A 17,391-nucleotide genomic window follows, 5' to 3' on the forward strand; every position below is an offset into this window, starting at 1 on the left:
CCTGCCGAAACGAAAAACGCCCCCGGCGGACCGGAGGCGTTTTCCAAAGTCAGTGCGAAAAGGGGCTTAGCCGCGCTCTTCGATGATCTGAACCAGGTGCGGAATCGAGTTGACCATGCCGCGTACGGAGGGGGTATCCTCCAGCTCGCGGGTCTTGTGCATCTTGTTCAGGCCCAGGCCAACCAGGGTTGCGCGCTGTTTGGCGGGGCGGCGGATCGGCGAGCCGATCTGCTTGACGACGATGGTTTTTGCCATGTCTCTCTACTCCTTACGCTTCAGCTTCGGCAGCTGCCGGTGCGTCGTCCCGCTTGGGCAGGATGTCGGCGACCTTTTTGCCGCGGCGCTGAGCCACCGAACGCGGGCTCTGCTCTTTGGACAGGCCGTTCAGGGTGGCGCGGATCATGTTGTAGGGGTTCTGCGAGCCGATCGACTTCGAAACGACGTCCTTGACGCCCAGCATTTCGAAGACAGCGCGCATCGGACCACCTGCGATGATACCGGTACCTTCCGGAGCGGTGCGCATCACAACTTTGCCTGCGCCGTGACGGCCGGACATGTCGTGGTGCAGGGTGCGGCCCTCTTTCAGCGGCACGCGGACCATCTGGCGCTTGGCCTGCTCGGTCGCCTTGCGGATCGCCTCGGGCACTTCTTTCGCCTTGCCCTTGCCAAAGCCCACGCGGCCTTTCTGGTCGCCAACGACAACCAGGGCTGCGAAGCCAAAGCGCTTACCGCCTTTTACGGTTTTCGACACGCGGTTGATCGCGACCAGGCGATCTGCAAATTCCGGTGCCTCTTCACGCTCACGGCGGGGGCCGCGGCGGTTTTCACGTTCTGCCATCAGGCATTCCTTTCATAGGGCGCTAGGCGCCTGTTTATCCGATCCTTGGTGAACCCGGCGGAAACCGGGCTCCCGGATCATCGGGGCGGCCCCGAGAGGCCGCCCGCATGGGATTAGATCTTCAGGCCGCCTTCACGCGCAGCGTCGGCCAGAGCCTTCACCTTGCCGTGGAACAGGAAGCCGCCGCGGTCGAAGTAAGCTTCGGTCACGCCAGCCGCTTTTGCGCGCTCGGCGATCGCTGCGCCCACTTTGGTCGCTGCTTCGATGTTGTTCTTGCCAACAACACCCAGATCTTTTTCCAGGGTCGAAGCGGCTGCCAGGGTCACACCGCGCAGGTCGTCGATCAGCTGAACAGAGATGTTCTTGTTCGAACGGTGCACGGACAGACGCGGACGGCCTGCGTTCACTTTGCGAAGCTTGTTCCGGACGCGCAGCCGGCGCTTCAGAAACAGGGTACGTTTGCTGTTTGCCATTTTGCTGGTCCTTACTTCTTCTTGCCTTCCTTGCGGAAGATGAACTCGCCCTTGTAGCGGATGCCCTTGCCTTTGTACGGCTCGGGACGGCGCCAGTCGCGGATTTTCGCCGCCACTTCGCCCACCTGCTGCTGGTCGATGCCTTCCACAACGATTTCGGTCTGCTTCGGTGCGGTGATGGTGATGCCATCGGGTGCAACGAAGTCGACGTCGTGGCTGTAGCCCAGGTTCAGCTTCAGGGTGTTGCCCTGCATCTGCGCCCGGTAACCCACACCCTGGATCTCCAGCTCTTTCTTGAAGCCCTGGGTCACGCCGGTCACGAGGTTGGCCACCTGAGTGCGGGACATGCCCCACTGCTGACGGGCACGCTTGGACTTGCCGCGCGGCTCGATGGTGACAACGTTGTCGTTCACGGAGAGGGTGACGTCGTCGGTTGCGGTGAAGGTCCGGGCGCCTTTCGGGCCTTTCACTTCGATGGTCTGGCCGGACACAGAGGCGGAAACGCCGCTGGGCAGTTCGACCGGTTTCTTACCAATACGGGACATTGCGAGGCCTCCTTAGAAGACGGTGCAAAGCACTTCGCCGCCAACGTTGGCTGCGCGTGCGTTTGCGTCCGACATCACACCCTTGGGGGTGGAGACAATCGACACGCCCAGGCCCTGGCGGACCGACGGGATGTCATTGACGCCCATGTAAACGCGGCGGCCGGGCTTGGAGACCCGCTTGAGCTCGCGAATGACAGGTTCGCCGTCGAAGTACTTGAGGCTGATTTCGATGGCCGGGTGGCCATTTTCACCAGTGGTTTTCTCATAACCGCGGATGTAGCCCTCGTCTGCCAGCACGTCCAGCACCCATGCCCGCAGCTTGGACGCCGGGGTCATGACGGTGGATTTGCCGCGCATCTGAGAGTTACGGATACGGGTGAGCATATCGCCGATAGGATCGTTCATATCAGTCTCTCCCTTACCAGCTCGATTTCACCAGGCCGGGGATCTGACCAGCAGAGCCCAGCTCGCGCAGCGCGATACGGCTGATCTTCAGCTTACGGTAGTAAGCGTGCGGACGGCCGGTCAGCTGGCAACGGTTGTGCAGACGGGTTGCCGACGAGTTGCGCGGCAGTTTCGCCAGTTTCAGACGCGCCTTGAAGCGCTCTTCCATCGGGCGAGATTCGTCGTTTGCGATTTCTTTCAGCTCGGCACGCTTTGCGGCGTATTTTGCCACCAGGCGCTCGCGCTTCTTCTCGCGTTCGATCATGCTTTTCTTAGCCATGGTCTCTATCCTTCCCGCGCTTAGCTGTTGAAGGGCATGTTGAAAGCTTTCAACAGCGCCTTTGCTTCCGCGTCGGTTTTCGCGGTGGTGGCGATCACGATGTCCATGCCCCAGGCTTCGTCGATCTTGTCAAAGTCGATTTCCGGGAACACGATGTGCTCTTTCAGGCCCATGGCATAGTTGCCGCGGCCGTCGAAGGAGGTGCCCGAAACACCGCGGAAGTCGCGGATACGGGGCATCGCAATGGTGATCAGACGGTCGAGGAATTCGTACATCCGGTCACCGCGCAGGGTCACCTTGGCGCCCATCGGCATGCCTTCGCGAACGCGGAAGCCGGCGATGGAGTTCTTTGCCACGGTGGTCAGAGCCTTCTGGCCCGCGATCGCGGTCAGGTCGGCCTGGGCGGATTTGGCTTTCTTGCTGTCTTTGACAGCAGCGCGGCCGCAGCCGATGTTCAGAACGATCTTGTCCAGCTTGGGGATCATCATCTCGTTCTTGTAGGCGAACTCTTCTTTCAGGGCGCCACGGATGGTGTCCTTGTAGAGAGTTTTCAGGCGCGGGGTGTAAGTTGCAGCGTCAAGCATCAGACGGTCTCCCCGGTGGTCTTGGCGAAGCGCACCTTCTTGCCGTCTTCCTCGCGGAAGCCGACGCGGGTTGCTTTGCCGTTGCTGTCCAGCAGTGCCAGGTTCGACAGGTCGATCGGCAGTGCCTTGGGCAGACGGCCGCCCTGGCTGTTCTGGGTCTGGCGGGTGTGGCGGATTGCCATGTTCACGCCTTCGACGACGGCTTTGCCGGCTTTCGGGTCAACGGAGGCGATGGTGCCTTCCTTGCCCTTGTCGCGGCCTGCCAGCACGACGACCTTGTCGCCTTTACGGAGTTTAGCAGCCATGATTACAGCACCTCCGGAGCCAGCGAGATGATCTTCATGAAGTTCTTCGCGCGCAGTTCACGAACAACCGGGCCAAAGATACGGGTACCGACCGGCTCGTTGTTGTTGTTCAGGATGACAGCTGCGTTCCGGTCAAAACGGATCGCGGTGCCGTCTTCGCGGCGGACTTCTTTGGCGGTGCGCACGACAACGGCCTTGCGGACGTCGCCTTTTTTCACGCGGCCGCGCGGGATGGCTTCCTTGACCGAGACGACGATAATGTCGCCAACGGATGCGTATTTACGCTTGGAGCCACCCAGAACCTTGATGCACTGAACCCGGCGGGCGCCGGAGTTGTCAGCTACATCCAGATTTGTTTGCATCTGGATCATGTGGTTTCTCCCGACCTATGGGGCAGCGATGCGTGCTGTTATCCCCCAGGGTTTCGACTGACTGTTAAGTCTGTCGCCAGGAGTCTCTTGCGAGACTCTTAGGCTTCCAGAACTTCCCAGCGTTTCGTTTTCGATTTCGGCGCGCATTCGATGATGCGTACGGTGTCGCCGACCTTGAAAGCGTTCTTTTCATCGTGAGCCCGGTATTTCTTGGACTTACGGATGGTTTTCTTCAGAACCGGGTGCGTGAAGCGGCGTTCGACCGAGACGGTGATGGTCTGAGCGTTTGCGTCGCTGGTCACAACGCCTTGCAGGATACGTTTGGGCATTGTGTCGCTCCTTATTCGGCCGCTGCTGCGGCTTTTTCGTTCAGGATGGTCTTGACGCGTGCAGCATTGCGGCGGGCCGCCTTGATGCCTGCGGTCGATTCCAGCTGACCGGTTGCCTGCTGAAAGCGCAGGTTGAAGCTCTCTTTTTTCAGGGATGCGAGCATATCGCGGAGTTCATCCACGGTCTTCTCGCGCAGATCATTGGCGTTCATCGCCTTTGTTCCTTGTCCAAAGCACCAGAAGGCCCCTGACGGGTCACCTTTGAACCTGGTGGGTTATGTCAACCGCCCGGAACGGGCAGCAAAAAAGAATCACTTGCCCCTGATCCATGCCGGACCGGGCACAAGCGATGGGTCCCTATAGAGGAGAAGGGTGTGAGGGGCAAGGGAAAGATTGGCGGGCCGCCGGGGGCGGTCAGATGATCTCGTCCTCGTCGAACATCGCCGCCCCGTCCAGCTGCGCGTTCAGGCTTTCGATGCGGGTTTCGGCCTCTTCCGGCGCCGACACCTTGGCAATGTGGAACAGCGCATCGCCTTCGTTGACAATGGGCATGTTGGCGCGGCCGATGATCAGGCCCGGCTGGCTGGCGGTCAGCTCCACTTCCTCCTCGCCGAAGGGGTCGGCGACGATGCCCAGCACGTCGCCCTCCTCCACCATCTCGCCAGTGGTCTTGTAGGCGCGCAACAGGCCGCCTGCCGGCGCGCGTTCCCAGCTGCTGTCGGAGGCGCGCACGGGCACCGCCTCAGCCAGCGGCACGCCGTCGTCGGGGATCATGCCGAGCGCGTGCATCACCCGCAGGATGCCCGCCACGCCGACGCGGGCGGACTGTTCGTCGAACCGAAGCCCCTCCCCCGCCTCATAGAGCAGAATATCAACACCCGCCTTCTGCGCCTCCTTGCGCAGGCTGCCGTCGCGCAGGGAAGAGCGGATCACCACCGGCGCGCCGAAGGCATCGGCATAACCCAGCGTCTCCTGCGACTTGGGCGACACCCGGATCTGCGGCATGTTGGTGCGGTGGATGGCGGCGGAATGCAGGTCGATGCCCAGATCGCAGCGCGCCACCACCTCTGTCATAAACAGATGCGCCAGGCGGCTGGCCAGGGAGCCACCCTCGCTGCCCGGGAAGGAGCGGTTCAGGTCGCGGCGGTCCGGCAGGTAGCGGGAGTGGTTGAGGAAGCCGAAGGTGTTGACGATCGGCACCACGATCAGCGTGCCCTTGAGGCGCGAGAACTGGCGGCTGCGCAAGAGGCGGCGGGCGATTTCGACCCCGATCACCTCGTCGCCGTGGATGGCAGCGGAGACAAACAGCGCCGGCCCCTCCTCCGCGCCGTGGATCACATGGGCGGACATGGTGACCGGCGTGTGGTCCGACAGCACGCTGACCGGCAGGTCCACCGTGCGGCGGGTGCCGGGCGGGATGTGGAAGCCGCCGATTTCAAAAGGAGAACGCCGCGCCATCTAAACCTCCCGCAGTGCCGTTCCGGGAGGCTAAGCAGCTTTGCGGGCTTTTACAATTGCGGTGCTCAGTCCCAGCGGTAGTTGAAGCTGACGCTGATCCGCTCGTCCTCAGCCATGTTCATCGGCACCTCGTGGCGCAGCCAGCTTTCCCACAACAGCACGTCACCCGCGTCCGGCTTCATGTAGATGAAGGGCTGCAGCTCGCGCCGGGCCTGTTTGGTGCGTGTAGGCGCCGCCATCATCCGGGCCGAACGCGGGTCCTCCAGCTTGAGCGCGCTGGCGCCTTCCGGCATCGACACATAGGTGGTGCCGGAGATCACCGAATGCGGGTGCAGGTGGCTGGAATGGGTGCCGCCTTCCGGCAGGATGTTGATCCAGAGATCCTCCAGCTTCAGCTCGCGCCCGTCCAGATCGAACTCCAGATCCTTGGCAAAGGCGGCGACATGCTGGTCCAGCGATTTCACCAGGTCCGCAAAGATCGGGAAGCGCCAGGGCAGATCGGTCAGCGAGGCATAAGAGGTATAGCCGGGATAGCCGTTCTCCTCGCACCAGTCCTGGCCGGCATCGTCGTCGCCGGCGATGACAAGGCAGGAGTTTTCCAGTTCCTGCGCGTCAACCTTGGGTCCGAATTCGGACAGCTGCGCGCGGTAGAGACGGGTCACGAAGAACGATTCAATCTGGGCCATGGCGCCGTCTTAGCGCAGACCGCCGGCAAGCGCGAGACCCTCTCGGATCGCTGATCCGGCGAAGCATCCCCGTCTCCCCGCAGGCCAGAGCTGCTGCCGCGCGGAAAAGTTCAATTTTCAATCCTAAAGCTCACGCTGCTTTAACGATTGCGCACCATCTTGGGTCAAAAAACACCAACAAACCTCACTCAGGAATGGCCCGGTCACATGAAGATAAAACTTGCTGTCAGTACTGCTATCCTCTCCATCATTGTCCTGGCCGGCGGCCTGATGGCCGCCCTGGCCGGCCTGCTGCTCTATTCGCATGGCGTGCGCGACGACATGCAGCGGCACGTCGCCGAAATCGAGGAAATCTACCTCAGCCTTGATGAAATCGAGCTTGAGTTCCTGATGGCACGGCGCGCCGAAAAGGATTTCCTGCTGCGCCGCGACGAGAAATACACCGCCCGCCACGCGGAAACGATGACCCGGATCAAGGCGGCTTATGACTCTCTCCGCCGGAAATTGCCGCAGGTGGCGGAACTGTCCGGATCAGCCCGGCAGCTGAAAGACATCGGCACGTCGATAGACGCCTACGAAGCCAGCTTTGCCGCGCTGGCCGGCAGCAACAAGCGGCTGGGGCTCGATGAGAACAGCGGCCTGGAAGGCCAGCTGCGCACGGCGGTGAAGAACGCCGAGGGGACGCTGAAGACGCTGGACCAGCCGGTCATGCAGGTGAAAATGCTGATGATGCGGCGGCACGAAAAGGACTTCATCATGCGCCAGGCCCCGAAATACCTGGACCGGCTGAACGCCCGTGTGGAAGAGTTCCGCGCCTTCCCGGCCAGCCTGTACAGCAGCGCCGCCCAGCAGAAGGAGATCCTGGGGCTGATGGATACCTACCAGAAGTCGTTCTCCGCCTATGTTGAGGAGTCGCTGAAGGAGCAGCAGCTGCGCAAGGAGGTGTCCAGCCATTACGCCGATGCCGAGCCGCTGCTGGCCGCGGTCCACGAGGAGGTGCGGGCATTGCTGGACCAGGTTCGGAACCAGGGCAAAACCATCAGCGCAGAGGCCCAGACCAACGCGCTGCGGGCAGCCATCGGCGGTTCGCTGCTGTTCGTTGCCGTCGCCCTGCTTCTGGCGCGCAGCATCGCCCGGCCGCTCAAGCGCGTGGATATTGCTTTGAAGAAAATGATGCAGAACGACTTCAGCGCCGAAATTCCCAAGACAGGCATTCGCGAGATTTCGGCGATTGCAACCGCGGTTGGCGAATTCCGCGCTGCGGAAGCCGCCAAGCAGCAGCTGACTGAGGAGATATCGGGTGTGATCGCCGCCTGCGGCCGGGGCGACTTCTCGCGCCGCATCGCCGGTGGCGGCAGCACCCGGGACGGCGGGCTGAGCAACGGCGTCAATATGATCGGCGAAGTCGCGGAGAAGGGCTTGGGCGATGTTCTGACCGTGCTGGACGCGCTGGCCGAGGGCGACCTGACCCGGCGTATGCCGGCCGGCCAGCAGGGCGTGTTCAAGGATATCTCCGCCGCCATCGACAACCTTGCCGACAGCCTTGATGCCATTGTCCGGCAGCTGGCAGGCAGCAGCGAGACGCTGAACGATACTTCGCAGGAAATCGCCTCTTCAGTCGCCGATGCCTCGCAGCGCGGCGAATCCTCTGCCGCGGCGCTGGAGGAAACCGCGGCGGCGCTGCAGACGGTGCGCGATACCGTCCAGGACACCGCCAGCAGCGCGCAGGAGGCCCGCCAGTTCGTCAACGGCGCCCAGACCAAGGCCGAAGCCACCCGCGAAGTTGCCGAGCAGACCGTCGCCGCCATGCAGCGCATCAAGGACTCCTCCGATGCGATTTCGAAGATCACCAGCCTGATCGACGACGTCGCCTTCCAGACCAACCTCCTGGCGCTCAACGCGGGGGTGGAGGCTGCCCGGGCCGGCGAAGCCGGCCGCGGATTTGCGGTTGTCGCCTCGGAAGTGCGGGCGCTGGCGCAGCGGTCCTCGGACGCGGCCAAGGAAATCAGCGCGCTGATCACCAGCAGCCAGGCTGAAGTGACCGGCGGGGTGGAACTGGTGGATGCCGCAGGCGAGGCGCTGGCGGCCATCCTTCAGACCGTCACCCAGGCGGCGGAAAAGGTGAACGAAATCGCCGAGAACACCACCGAGCAGGCCAACAGCATTTCCGAGGTGAATGTGGCGCTGGAAGCGCTGGACAAGGATTCCCAGCGCAGCGCCGCAATGCTGGAGGAAACCGCGGCAGCGGGCCAGATGCTGCGGGACGAGGCCGCCAGCCTGACCCGGGCAATCTCCGGCTTCCGCATCGATCCCGACAGGCCGGCGGCTGCGGGTGCGGCTGCCGCCGGAGCAAAAGCAGCCTGAGCACTGCCACGTTGCGGCGGTTGCGCGGCGCGCAACCGCCCGTTTCTTGACATTGCTGCGCGACTTGCCGGAAACTGGCCGCAAGCACCGCGCACGGGATGAGCGTACGACCGAAACTGCACCTCTCGACCGAGTGGGTGACCCGTGCCCCCGAGGGATCCACCCGGGCCATGGCACGCGGTTACGGCCTCGCCCGCATCGGCTATCCTCTGGGGCTGTTTTCCCATGCCTGCTATCTCGTCCTGTTCTGGCACCTCGGCCAGACGGAGATGGCGATCTTCAACATCGCGTCGGTGCTGCTGATCGGCTGGGGCCTTGTTGCGGCCTGGACGCTGCGGGACATCAAATGGCCGACCCTGCTGACCTTTGTGGCGGAGATCCCGCTGCATGCGGCGCTGTGCACCTATTTCATGGGACTCGCTCCGTTCTTCCTTGGCTATATCCTGTTTCCGGTCCTGCTGTTTCCCCTGCTTCCCTACTACCAGCCCCGGACGCGCCTGTTCTGGAGCCTTGGCATCGGGGCCACCTTTGTCGCGATCGGCGCATGGGCGATCGCCTATGGTCCGGCACGCCCGCTGCCGGACGGCTGGACCCTGTTCTTCTTTCTTTTCAACGCAGGGCCGATCGTTCCCTTCCTCGGCATTTTCACCGCGATTTACGCCACGGCCGCAGAAACCGCCGAGGACCGGCTGGAGCACGAATTCGAGCGCGCCGAAGGGCTGCTGCTCAACATCCTGCCGCAGCCCATCGCCGAACGCCTGAAGGACGATCCGCACCTGATTGCCGACGAGTATCCAAGCGTGTCCGTGCTGTTCGCCGACATCGTCAATTTCACTGAAACGGCTGGCCGGCTGACGCCACCGGAACTTGTCCGGACCCTGAACACGGCGTTTTCCCGCTTCGACACGCTGGTCGAAAAGCACGGCTGCGAAAAGATCAAGACGATCGGCGATGCCTACATGGTTGTCTCCGGCCTGCCGGAGCCGCGCCGGGACCACGCCGAGGCGATGGTCGCGCTGGCCCTGGACATGATCGATGCGGCCAAGGACATAAATGACTCGGGCGCATTTCCCTTCAGCATGCGGATCGGCATCAGCTCCGGCCCGGTGGTGGCCGGCGTGATCGGGGAACGCAAGTTCGCCTATGACTTGTGGGGGGACACGGTGAACGTCGCCTCCCGCATGGAATCGCACGGGCAGCCAGGGATCATCCAGATCACCGAAGCAACACGCGCCTGCCTGGGCAAGGGCCTGAACATCAATCCGCTCGGCAATGTCGAGGTGAAGGGCAAAGGCAGCATGCCCACCTACTCGGTTTCCCGGCGGAACTGACGCGCCCCCCCTCCCTGCCCAACAGAAAAGCCCCCGCCGGTTTCCCGGCAGGGGCTGCAGTATTCAGAAGAATGGGAGTGTTCCCGTTCTTACCAGTCTTCGCGGACCACGACGCGGGTCTTCACCGGCAGCTTCATCGCGGCCAGGCGCAGGGCCTCGCGTGCGATTTCATCGCTGACGCCGTCGATCTCGAACATCACGCGGCCAGGCTTAACCTTGGCTGCCCAGTAGTCCACGGAGCCTTTACCTTTACCCATACGGACTTCGGTCGGCTTCGAGGTCACCGGAGTGTCCGGGAAGATACGGATCCAGACACGGCCCTGACGTTTCATGTGGCGGGTCATGGCGCGGCGGGCAGCCTCGATCTGGCGTGCAGTCACACGCTCAGGCTGGGTTGCCTTCAGGCCATAGGTGCCGAAGTTCAGGTCGGAACCGCCTTTTGCCAGGCCGTGGATCCGGCCCTTGTGCATTTTGCGGAATTTAGTGCGCTTTGGCTGAAGCATCTCAAATCCTCCTTAGCGACGGCCGCCACCAGCACCACGGGGTGCAGGGCCGTCCTGGATTTCTTGTGCTTTACGGTCACGCGCCGAAGGATCGTGCTCCATGATCTCGCCTTTGAAGATCCAGACCTTGATCCCGATGATCCCGTAGGGGGTCATCGCTTCGGAGTGTGCGTAATCGATGTCGGCACGCAGGGTGTGCAGCGGCACGCGGCCTTCACGGTACCATTCGGTACGCGCGATTTCCGCACCGCCCAGACGGCCGGCGACGTTCACCCGGATGCCCAGGGCGCCCATGCGCATGGCGTTCTGCACGGCCCGCTTCATGGCGCGGCGGAAGGACACACGGCGCTCCAGCTGCTGAGCGATCGACTCGCCGACCAGCTGGGCGTCCAGTTCCGGCTTGCGCACTTCAACGATGTTGAGGTGCAGCTCGGAGTCGGTCATCTTGGCCAGCTTCTTGCGCAGGACTTCGATGTCCGCGCCTTTCTTGCCGATGATGACGCCCGGACGGGCGGTGTGAATGGTCACGCGGCATTTCTTGTGCGGGCGCTCGATGATCACGCGCGCAACGCCTGCCTGCTTGCATTCTTCCTTGATGAACTCGCGGATTTTCAGGTCCTCGAGCAGCAGATCACCGTAGTCTTTGGTGTCGGCGTACCAGCGGCTGTCCCAGGTGCGGTTCACCTGCAGGCGCATGCCGATCGGATTGACTTTCTGACCCATTAGGCTTGCTCCTCAACTTGACGCACCTTGATGGTGATCTCCGCGAACGGCTTCAGGATTTTGCCGAACCGGCCACGGGCACGCGGGCGGCCGCGCTTCATGGTCAGGTTCTTGCCAACCCATGCCTCGGCGACGATCAGTTCATCGACGTCCAGGTTGTGGTTGTTTTCCGCATTCGCGATGGCGGACTGAAGGCACTTCTTCACGTCCTGCGCGATCCGCTTGTTGGAGAAAGTCAGGTCGGTCAGCGCCTTCTCGACTTTCTTGCCGCGGATCATCTGAGCCACCAGGTTCAGTTTCTGCGGGGAGGTACGGAGCATGCGCAGTTTTGCCATTGCTTCGTTGTCTGCCACGCGGCGGGGGTTCTTTTCCTTGCCCATGACTTACTTCCGCTTCGCTTTTTTGTCTGCGGCGTGGCCATAATAGGTGCGGGTCGGCGAGTATTCACCGAACTTCTGACCGATCATGTCTTCCGAGACGTTGACGGGGATATGCTTCTGGCCGTTGTACACACCAAAGGTCAGGCCGACGAACTGCGGCAGGATGGTGGAACGGCGCGACCAGATCTTGATCACTTCATTGCGGCCCGATTCACGCGCTGCTTCGGCCTTCTTCAGGACATAAGCATCAACGAAGGGGCCCTTCCATACGGAACGTGCCATGGATTAGCGGCCTTTCTTCTTGGCGTGGCGCGAGCGGATGATGAGCTTCTGCGACGCCTTGTTTTTGTTGCGGGTCCGTTTGCCCTTGGTCGGCTTGCCCCATGGGGTCACCGGGTGGCGGCCACCGGAGGTCCGGCCTTCACCACCGCCGTGGGGGTGGTCGATCGGGTTCATGACGACACCACGCACGGAAGGACGCTTGCCCTTGTGGCGCATACGGCCGGCTTTACCGAAGTTCTGGTTCGAGTTGTCCGGGTTCGACACGGCACCGACGGTGGCCATGCATTCCTGGCGGACCAGGCGCAGTTCGCCCGAGGACAGGCGGATCTGGGCGTAACCGCCGTCACGGCCAACGAACTGAGCATAGGTACCGGCTGCACGGGCGATCTGGCCGCCTTTGCCGGGCTTCATTTCGATGTTGTGAACGATGGTACCGATCGGCATGCCCGAGAACGGCATTGCGTTGCCCGGCTTGATGTCGGCCTTCGCGGATGCGACAACCTTGTCGCCAACAGCCAGACGCTGCGGCGCCAGGATGTAGGCTTGTTCGCCGTCTTCGTATTTGATCAGCGCGATGAATGCGGTCCGGTTCGGGTCGTATTCGATCCGCTCAACGGTGGCCGCTACATCAAATTTGTTCCGTTTGAAGTCAACGATCCGGTAGAGGCGCTTTGCGCCGCCGCCACGGCGGCGTGCAGTGATCCGTCCGGTGTTGTTCCGGCCGCCCGATTTGGTCAGGCCCTCAGTGAGGGATTTGACCGGACGCCCTTTCCAAAGCTCCGAACGGTCGATCAGAACCAGCCCACGCTGGCCCGGCGTCGTCGGTTTATACGACTTGAGTGCCATGCTTTCTGTCTTCCGTTTAGCGTGCCAGGCCTTAGGTTCTTGTCTTTGGCCCAGCTATGTTGAAGGCCCCCGTAGGTGCCTGAGTTATAGGGCCCCGAAGGTCCCCGAGTTCGAACATCCTGACAAACGTAACGACCCCGGAACGAATCCGGGGCCTTCAGGATGGGTGGCGTGTAGCAGTGATGGAGGGGGGTGTCTAGAGGTAAGCTTCATGCCCCCTTGCAGACCAATTCAATTTCCACCTTCACAAACCTCATAAGTTCCAGTTCATTCGCTTTTCAAAGTCGGCTGCTCCGAAAACCCACTCCGAGGCAGCCTGTAGGTCTTCGTCAGCGACATTCAGTGTCTTCCTGATATAGTAGTATGCTCTTAGAAATATGATGTCGGCCAAAGTTGCTTCACTGTAGTTGAGATCCAAGTTCAATGCGCTCGGCACATTTCCTTTAAAGGGATATAACCCAGCCACCAAAAGAAGCTGCTTCGAAAGGCAGGCTTCTAAATCCTCATACGGGGTGAAGATATATGCCCGCCCTTCGGCTTCTCGCTTGATCAGCGAAACGGTACAGCTGGTGCCAGAAAACAGCTGCGCAATGAAAGCTTCATTTGAATGGACCGGCGCCTGATCTGTGCGCCCGCTTGAGTAAAGCCGGATCACCTGTTGATCCGCTATTTCACGCGCTTTCCTCAAAAGAAAGTCGCTGTCGCCGACAAAGACAACCAAGTTCGCTTTATCACGTTGCCTCTCAGGAGAAGCCTTGATCCCGGCCTCGCTGAAAACGTCATACACTTCCTCCCCGCTCTTGAAGAAAAATAAAGGGGTTTTTGCCTCCTTGGTCACTACGAAGTGATAAGTTAACATTGCTTCCGGCCAATAGAACGGTGGGAATTCGCAATTTTCGCACCCCAGGACTGATCTCACGAAATCCTTTGCCAGCGTCGCATCACTTAGAAGAGGCGAATAATCAATCGGCTCCCCCCGTGACACCCTAAACCCATTCCGGATATATCCTGAGGCGTCTATCGAGAAGCGCTTGTAGCCGTAGCTCTCCACTCTTTCTTTGGAAAACACTTCCGAATGAACATTGACTGGTGCTTGGTCGCTTTCCTCTTGAGCAGCCACTAGCCCAACAGAAGAAAGAAAAAGGGAAAGAGCTATCGCAGCAAATCTGTGCATCCACACCACGCAAGTTCTCTCAATGCAAAGCTTTATTTTTGGAATAGCCTCTATCGGCGTCAGGCGCCAGCGCCGTCCCGCGGGGTGGCGCTCTCAACGTGGCGTTTGGCAGTTTATCCCGGCCAAATCCGTACGACCTCACCGACACGCAGAACACCAGCGAAAAGCGCCGCCCCATGGGGGCGGGACGGCGCTGGCGCGGCGGGCTGCGCCCTCGATTCCGCGCCGGGGTCCAGCCGCCTCTGCAGCGCTACTAGGGCGGGTTATGCCGGTGGCCTGCTCTCAGATTGACACTGGTGGGGCCGCTTTGTCGCCGCGCGGGGGCTTCACTCCCCTGCCCCAACGAAAAAGGCCCCCGCTTGCGCGAGGGCCTTCCAATAGTCAGAGAGGCAAATCTCAGAGTCCGGTGGACACGTCGATGGTGTTGCCTTCTTCCAGGGTCACATAGGCTTTCTTCACGTCTTTACGCTTGCCCATCTGGCCGCGGAAACGCTTCACCTTGCCCTTGGTGACGGTGGTGTTGACCGCTTTCACCTTGACGCCAAAGAGAGCTTCGACAGCTTCCTTGATCATCGGCTTGTTGGAGTCGATTGCCACCTCGAACACCACTGCGCCGTTTTCGGACGCCATGGTGGATTTCTCGGTGATGATCGGCTTGCGGATCACGTCGTAGTGTTCTGCCTTCACGCTCATTTCAGACGAGCCTCCAGTGCTTCGACACCCGCCTTGGTGATCACCAGGGTGTCACGCTTCAGGATGTCATAGACGTTGGCACCGATGGTCGGCAGGATGTCCAGACCTTCGATGTTGCGCGACGCTTGCAGGAAGCCTTCGTTGACCGATGCGCCGTCGATGATCAGCGCGCGCTTCCAGCCCAGGTTCTTCACCTGCTTGGCCAGAGCTGCGGTCTTGCCTTCGGCAGCAGCGTCCTCGATGATGACCAGCTCGCCCGCTTTCGCTTTGGCGGACAGCGCGTGGCGCAGGCCCAGCTTGCGGAACTTCTTGGTCAGCTCGTGGCCGTGCGAACGCGGGGTCGGACCCTTGTAGATACCACCCTTGCGGAAGATCGGCGCGTTGCGGTCGCCGTGGCGTGCGCCGCCGGTGCCCTTCTGGCGGTAGATCTTCTTGGTCGAGTAGGAGGTCTCGGAACGGGTCTTCACCTTGTGGGTGCCGGCCTGCGCGTTGTTGCGCTGCCAGCGGACCACGCGGTGCAGGATGTCCGCACGCGGCTCCAGGCCGAACAGCTCTTCGGACAGTTCGATGTCGCCCGCTTTGCCGCCGTCCAGTTTGATCACGTCAAGTTTCATGCTTCACCACCTTCCGCGGGGGCTTCTTCAGCCGGTGCTTCGGTTGCTGCGCCTTTCAGGGCGGCCGGGAACGGCAGGCCTTCGGGTGCTTTCTTCTTCACGGCATCCTTGACGGTAACCCAGCCGGATTTCGGGCCCGGAACGGCGCCCTTGATGAAGACCAGGCCGCGCTCGGCGTCGGTTTTCACCACTTCCAGGTTCTGGGTGGTCACGCGGGCTGCGCCCATGTGGCCGGCCATTTTCTTGCCTTTGAAGACCTTGCCCGGGTCCTGACACTGACCGGTCGAACCGTGCGAACGGTGCGAGATCGACACACCGTGCGAGGCGCGCAGGCCGCCGAAGTTGTGCCGCTTCATGGCACCGGCGAAACCTTTACCGATCGAGGTGCCGGTCACGTCCACTTTCTGGCCAGCCAGGAAGTGTTCGGCCGAGATCTCGGCGCCGACTTCGATCAGCGCGTCAGCAGGCACGCGGAATTCGACCAGCTTGCGCTTGGGTTCGACCTTGGCTGCTGCGAAATGGCCGCGCATGGCTTGGCTGGTGCGCTTTGCCTTGGCGGAGCCTGCACCCAGCTGAACGGCGGTGTAGCCGTCTTTTTCCTCGGTGCGCTGTGCAACAACCTGCAGGCCGTCCAGGTGGAGAACGGTCACAGGGATCTGCTTGCCGTCTTCCATGAACAGCCGGGTCATGCCGACTTTCTTGGCGATAATACCGGAACGCATAATCTATACCCTCCGATCTTACGACTGCAGCTTGATTTCGACGTCAACGCCGGCGGCCAGGTCGAGCTTCATCAGCGCGTCCACGGTCTGCGGGGTCGGGTCGACGATGTCGAGAAGGCGCTTGTGGGTGCGGATCTCGAACTGGTCGCGGGATTTCTTATCCACGTGGGGGCCACGCAGAACAGTGAATTTCTCGATCTTGTTCGGCATCGGGATCGGGCCGCGCACTTGCGCGCCGGTCCGCTTGGCAGTGTTGACGATCTCTTGCGTGGACGCATCCAGCACGCGATAGTCAAATGCCTTCAGCCGGATACGGATGTTTTGGCTTTGCATCGTACAGCCTTATTTTCAGGCGTTGGGGTTGAGAGGAGGGCCTGCGACCACCGCAACCCCTCATCGAACCCAAAAGGCGGGAATCATCCCGCCCCTATTCGCACTCGGCGAACCCGCGCCCTATACGCCCTATGGCCCCATGTGGCAAGGGGGTTTGCCGCGAAACCGCTGCGTTTGCGGCGCGCGGTACGTTTGGGGTTTATTAGGGGGGGGTAAACAGGCAGTTAGGCAAGGCAGATTGCAGCGAGCCATAACATAAGGGATGAGAGGCATTCTGATAAACTCGAGCGGCTTCAGCAGCCTCACCGGTCGACGTCATCCAACACTCTCTTCGCATTGAGCATCGCTGTATGGCGCTTTAGAGATTGGTACCTTACAGATCGCAAATCTGTTTCGACTCTTAGAACAAGTAAGAGTAAAGCGTGAGCGAATTTCTTTCCAGGCAACAGCCCCTTCTCGTCATACTTAGAGAAACCATCCACGAATTTCGTGACTTCTCCGTCTTCTACTTCAAAATTCAACCTATGTGCCAAGCCATTTCTGACGCTATTTAGTCTTCGACACCAGCTTAAGTTTTCTCTGCTTAGGCACCCTAAAGAAAAAAGAAAATTTGCTTTTTGCATGAAGTACATTCGCTCAAGGTTCACTGTAGGATTTGGCAAAAACTGCTCTTCCAGAAATATCTCAAGTACATGATCCAAGGCCAAATGGGCTGTGAGTACTTGAGAACCTCGGTTGCGCAGCCTCAAACGTCTGGCGATCTGTTTAACGTTGAAACAACTCGCCTCGGTAACCTTCCTCAAGTCTTCTTCAGTTGCGTCCAAGGGGTTCACAAACCCAGCGGCCTTTAGTGCTTCTAGCATCTTGATAAGGCCTTGGTTCATGCTTCAGGTTTCCATCTATTTAACGCAGCAGGTCTTCTTTTAGCTTGTCACACTTCAAATTGGTAAGCCAACCAATGAATGCAACTTACACAGGACGCAAAACGAAAAAGGGCCTCCCGGAGGAGGCCCTTTCTACCAAGTATCAGGAGACCTGATTACTCGATGATTTTGGACACAGTCTTAGTGCGCGCGTCTCGGGATCATCGCGTTCAAACAAAAAGGGCGCCGC

Annotated in this window: 26 protein-coding genes; 2 read left to right on the forward strand and 24 right to left on the reverse strand. The window is 60.7% G+C overall.

Annotated features, from left to right (window positions below):
- Window positions 1-66: 66 nt before the first annotated feature.
- The 13 genes from rpmD to KUW17_RS14910 form a co-directional block, all read right to left on the reverse strand.
- On the reverse strand, window positions 67-255 hold the full coding sequence (gene rpmD, locus KUW17_RS14850; RefSeq protein WP_019298002.1) for a 50S ribosomal protein L30: 189 nt from the start codon (window positions 253-255) through the stop codon (window positions 67-69).
- A 13-nt stretch (window positions 256-268) separates the two neighbouring features.
- The gene (gene rpsE / locus KUW17_RS14855) at window positions 269-838 is read right to left on the reverse strand and encodes a 30S ribosomal protein S5 (RefSeq protein WP_222480472.1); all 570 of its coding nucleotides are present in this window, start codon (window positions 836-838) and stop codon (window positions 269-271) included.
- 113 nt (window positions 839-951) lie between these two features.
- On the reverse strand, window positions 952-1,311 hold the full coding sequence (gene rplR / locus KUW17_RS14860) for a 50S ribosomal protein L18 (protein ID WP_222480474.1): 360 nt from the start codon (window positions 1,309-1,311) through the stop codon (window positions 952-954).
- An 11-nt stretch (window positions 1,312-1,322) separates the two neighbouring features.
- A complete protein-coding gene (gene rplF, locus KUW17_RS14865; RefSeq protein ID WP_039191295.1) occupies window positions 1,323-1,856 on the reverse strand; it encodes a 50S ribosomal protein L6 in 534 nt (177 codons plus the stop codon).
- A gap of 12 nt (window positions 1,857-1,868) precedes the next feature.
- Complete coding sequence (gene rpsH, locus KUW17_RS14870; protein ID WP_008554600.1) at window positions 1,869-2,261, reverse strand: 30S ribosomal protein S8; 393 nt, start codon at window positions 2,259-2,261, stop codon at window positions 1,869-1,871.
- Window positions 2,262-2,274: 13 nt separating this feature from the next.
- Window positions 2,275-2,580: a 30S ribosomal protein S14 gene (rpsN, locus tag KUW17_RS14875; RefSeq protein ID WP_222480476.1), complete on the reverse strand. Its 306-nt coding sequence runs from the start codon at window positions 2,578-2,580 to the stop codon at window positions 2,275-2,277.
- Between the two features lie 20 nt (window positions 2,581-2,600).
- Window positions 2,601-3,164, reverse strand: a complete 564-nt coding sequence (gene rplE, locus KUW17_RS14880; RefSeq protein WP_222480479.1) for a 50S ribosomal protein L5 — start codon at window positions 3,162-3,164, stop codon at window positions 2,601-2,603.
- Complete coding sequence (gene rplX, locus KUW17_RS14885) at window positions 3,164-3,469, reverse strand: 50S ribosomal protein L24 (protein WP_019297995.1); 306 nt, start codon at window positions 3,467-3,469, stop codon at window positions 3,164-3,166. The genes rplE and rplX overlap by 1 nt, the downstream gene beginning before the upstream one ends.
- A 2-nt stretch (window positions 3,470-3,471) precedes the next feature.
- Window positions 3,472-3,840 (reverse strand): 50S ribosomal protein L14, encoded by a 369-nt coding sequence (gene rplN, locus KUW17_RS14890; RefSeq protein ID WP_005621870.1) that lies wholly within the window; start codon window positions 3,838-3,840, stop codon window positions 3,472-3,474.
- A 98-nt stretch (window positions 3,841-3,938) separates the two neighbouring features.
- The gene (rpsQ, locus tag KUW17_RS14895) at window positions 3,939-4,169 is read right to left on the reverse strand and encodes a 30S ribosomal protein S17 (protein ID WP_174148064.1); all 231 of its coding nucleotides are present in this window, start codon (window positions 4,167-4,169) and stop codon (window positions 3,939-3,941) included.
- 11 nt (window positions 4,170-4,180) lie between these two features.
- Complete coding sequence (gene rpmC, locus KUW17_RS14900; RefSeq protein ID WP_039125973.1) at window positions 4,181-4,381, reverse strand: 50S ribosomal protein L29; 201 nt, start codon at window positions 4,379-4,381, stop codon at window positions 4,181-4,183.
- Window positions 4,382-4,583: 202 nt separating this feature from the next.
- The gene (locus tag KUW17_RS14905; protein ID WP_222480481.1) at window positions 4,584-5,627 is read right to left on the reverse strand and encodes a succinylglutamate desuccinylase/aspartoacylase family protein; all 1,044 of its coding nucleotides are present in this window, start codon (window positions 5,625-5,627) and stop codon (window positions 4,584-4,586) included.
- 65 nt (window positions 5,628-5,692) lie between these two features.
- On the reverse strand, window positions 5,693-6,313 hold the full coding sequence (locus tag KUW17_RS14910; RefSeq protein WP_222480483.1) for a 2OG-Fe(II) oxygenase family protein: 621 nt from the start codon (window positions 6,311-6,313) through the stop codon (window positions 5,693-5,695).
- A 207-nt stretch (window positions 6,314-6,520) separates the two neighbouring features.
- Here KUW17_RS14910 and KUW17_RS14915 point away from each other — a divergent pair, with 207 nt between their 5' ends.
- Both KUW17_RS14915 and KUW17_RS14920 read left to right on the forward strand, forming a co-directional pair.
- Window positions 6,521-8,677 carry a methyl-accepting chemotaxis protein gene (locus KUW17_RS14915; RefSeq protein WP_222480485.1) on the forward strand — a complete coding sequence of 719 codons (2,157 nt, stop codon included), beginning with the start codon at window positions 6,521-6,523 and terminating at the stop codon, window positions 8,675-8,677.
- 98 nt (window positions 8,678-8,775) lie between these two features.
- A complete protein-coding gene (locus tag KUW17_RS14920) occupies window positions 8,776-10,008 on the forward strand; it encodes an adenylate/guanylate cyclase domain-containing protein (protein ID WP_222480487.1) in 1,233 nt (410 codons plus the stop codon).
- An 89-nt stretch (window positions 10,009-10,097) separates the two neighbouring features.
- Here the strand turns inward: KUW17_RS14920 and rplP are convergent, their stop codons facing one another.
- From rplP to KUW17_RS14975, 11 genes are all read right to left on the reverse strand, one after another.
- Window positions 10,098-10,511, reverse strand: a complete 414-nt coding sequence (gene rplP / locus KUW17_RS14925; protein WP_019297988.1) for a 50S ribosomal protein L16 — start codon at window positions 10,509-10,511, stop codon at window positions 10,098-10,100.
- Window positions 10,512-10,523: 12 nt separating this feature from the next.
- Complete coding sequence (rpsC, locus tag KUW17_RS14930) at window positions 10,524-11,234, reverse strand: 30S ribosomal protein S3 (RefSeq protein WP_222480490.1); 711 nt, start codon at window positions 11,232-11,234, stop codon at window positions 10,524-10,526.
- Entirely contained in the window at window positions 11,234-11,614 is a 381-nt protein-coding gene (rplV, locus tag KUW17_RS14935; RefSeq protein ID WP_008557868.1) for a 50S ribosomal protein L22, read from the reverse strand. Before rplV ends, rpsC begins: the two co-directional genes overlap by 1 nt.
- A 3-nt stretch (window positions 11,615-11,617) precedes the next feature.
- Window positions 11,618-11,896, reverse strand: a complete 279-nt coding sequence (rpsS, locus tag KUW17_RS14940; protein ID WP_008554066.1) for a 30S ribosomal protein S19 — start codon at window positions 11,894-11,896, stop codon at window positions 11,618-11,620.
- 3 nt (window positions 11,897-11,899) lie between these two features.
- Entirely contained in the window at window positions 11,900-12,742 is an 843-nt protein-coding gene (rplB, locus tag KUW17_RS14945) for a 50S ribosomal protein L2 (RefSeq protein WP_058285584.1), read from the reverse strand.
- A gap of 253 nt (window positions 12,743-12,995) precedes the next feature.
- On the reverse strand, window positions 12,996-13,916 hold the full coding sequence (locus KUW17_RS14950) for a hypothetical protein (protein WP_222480492.1): 921 nt from the start codon (window positions 13,914-13,916) through the stop codon (window positions 12,996-12,998).
- Window positions 13,917-14,312: 396 nt separating this feature from the next.
- Window positions 14,313-14,609 carry a 50S ribosomal protein L23 gene (locus KUW17_RS14955; RefSeq protein WP_039188990.1) on the reverse strand — a complete coding sequence of 99 codons (297 nt, stop codon included), beginning with the start codon at window positions 14,607-14,609 and terminating at the stop codon, window positions 14,313-14,315.
- Window positions 14,606-15,223 (reverse strand): 50S ribosomal protein L4, encoded by a 618-nt coding sequence (gene rplD, locus KUW17_RS14960; RefSeq protein WP_222480494.1) that lies wholly within the window; start codon window positions 15,221-15,223, stop codon window positions 14,606-14,608. The genes KUW17_RS14955 and rplD overlap by 4 nt, the downstream gene beginning before the upstream one ends.
- A complete protein-coding gene (rplC, locus tag KUW17_RS14965; RefSeq protein WP_222480496.1) occupies window positions 15,220-15,945 on the reverse strand; it encodes a 50S ribosomal protein L3 in 726 nt (241 codons plus the stop codon). Before rplC ends, rplD begins: the two co-directional genes overlap by 4 nt.
- An 18-nt stretch (window positions 15,946-15,963) precedes the next feature.
- Window positions 15,964-16,278 carry a 30S ribosomal protein S10 gene (rpsJ, locus tag KUW17_RS14970; RefSeq protein ID WP_019298501.1) on the reverse strand — a complete coding sequence of 105 codons (315 nt, stop codon included), beginning with the start codon at window positions 16,276-16,278 and terminating at the stop codon, window positions 15,964-15,966.
- Between the two features lie 302 nt (window positions 16,279-16,580).
- A complete protein-coding gene (locus KUW17_RS14975; RefSeq protein ID WP_222480498.1) occupies window positions 16,581-17,162 on the reverse strand; it encodes a hypothetical protein in 582 nt (193 codons plus the stop codon).
- Window positions 17,163-17,391 lie beyond the last annotated feature (229 nt).

Origin of the sequence: Leisingera aquaemixtae, assembly GCF_019801145.1 — a bacterium.
Classification (GTDB): Bacteria; Pseudomonadota; Alphaproteobacteria; order Rhodobacterales; family Rhodobacteraceae; genus Leisingera; species Leisingera aquaemixtae_A.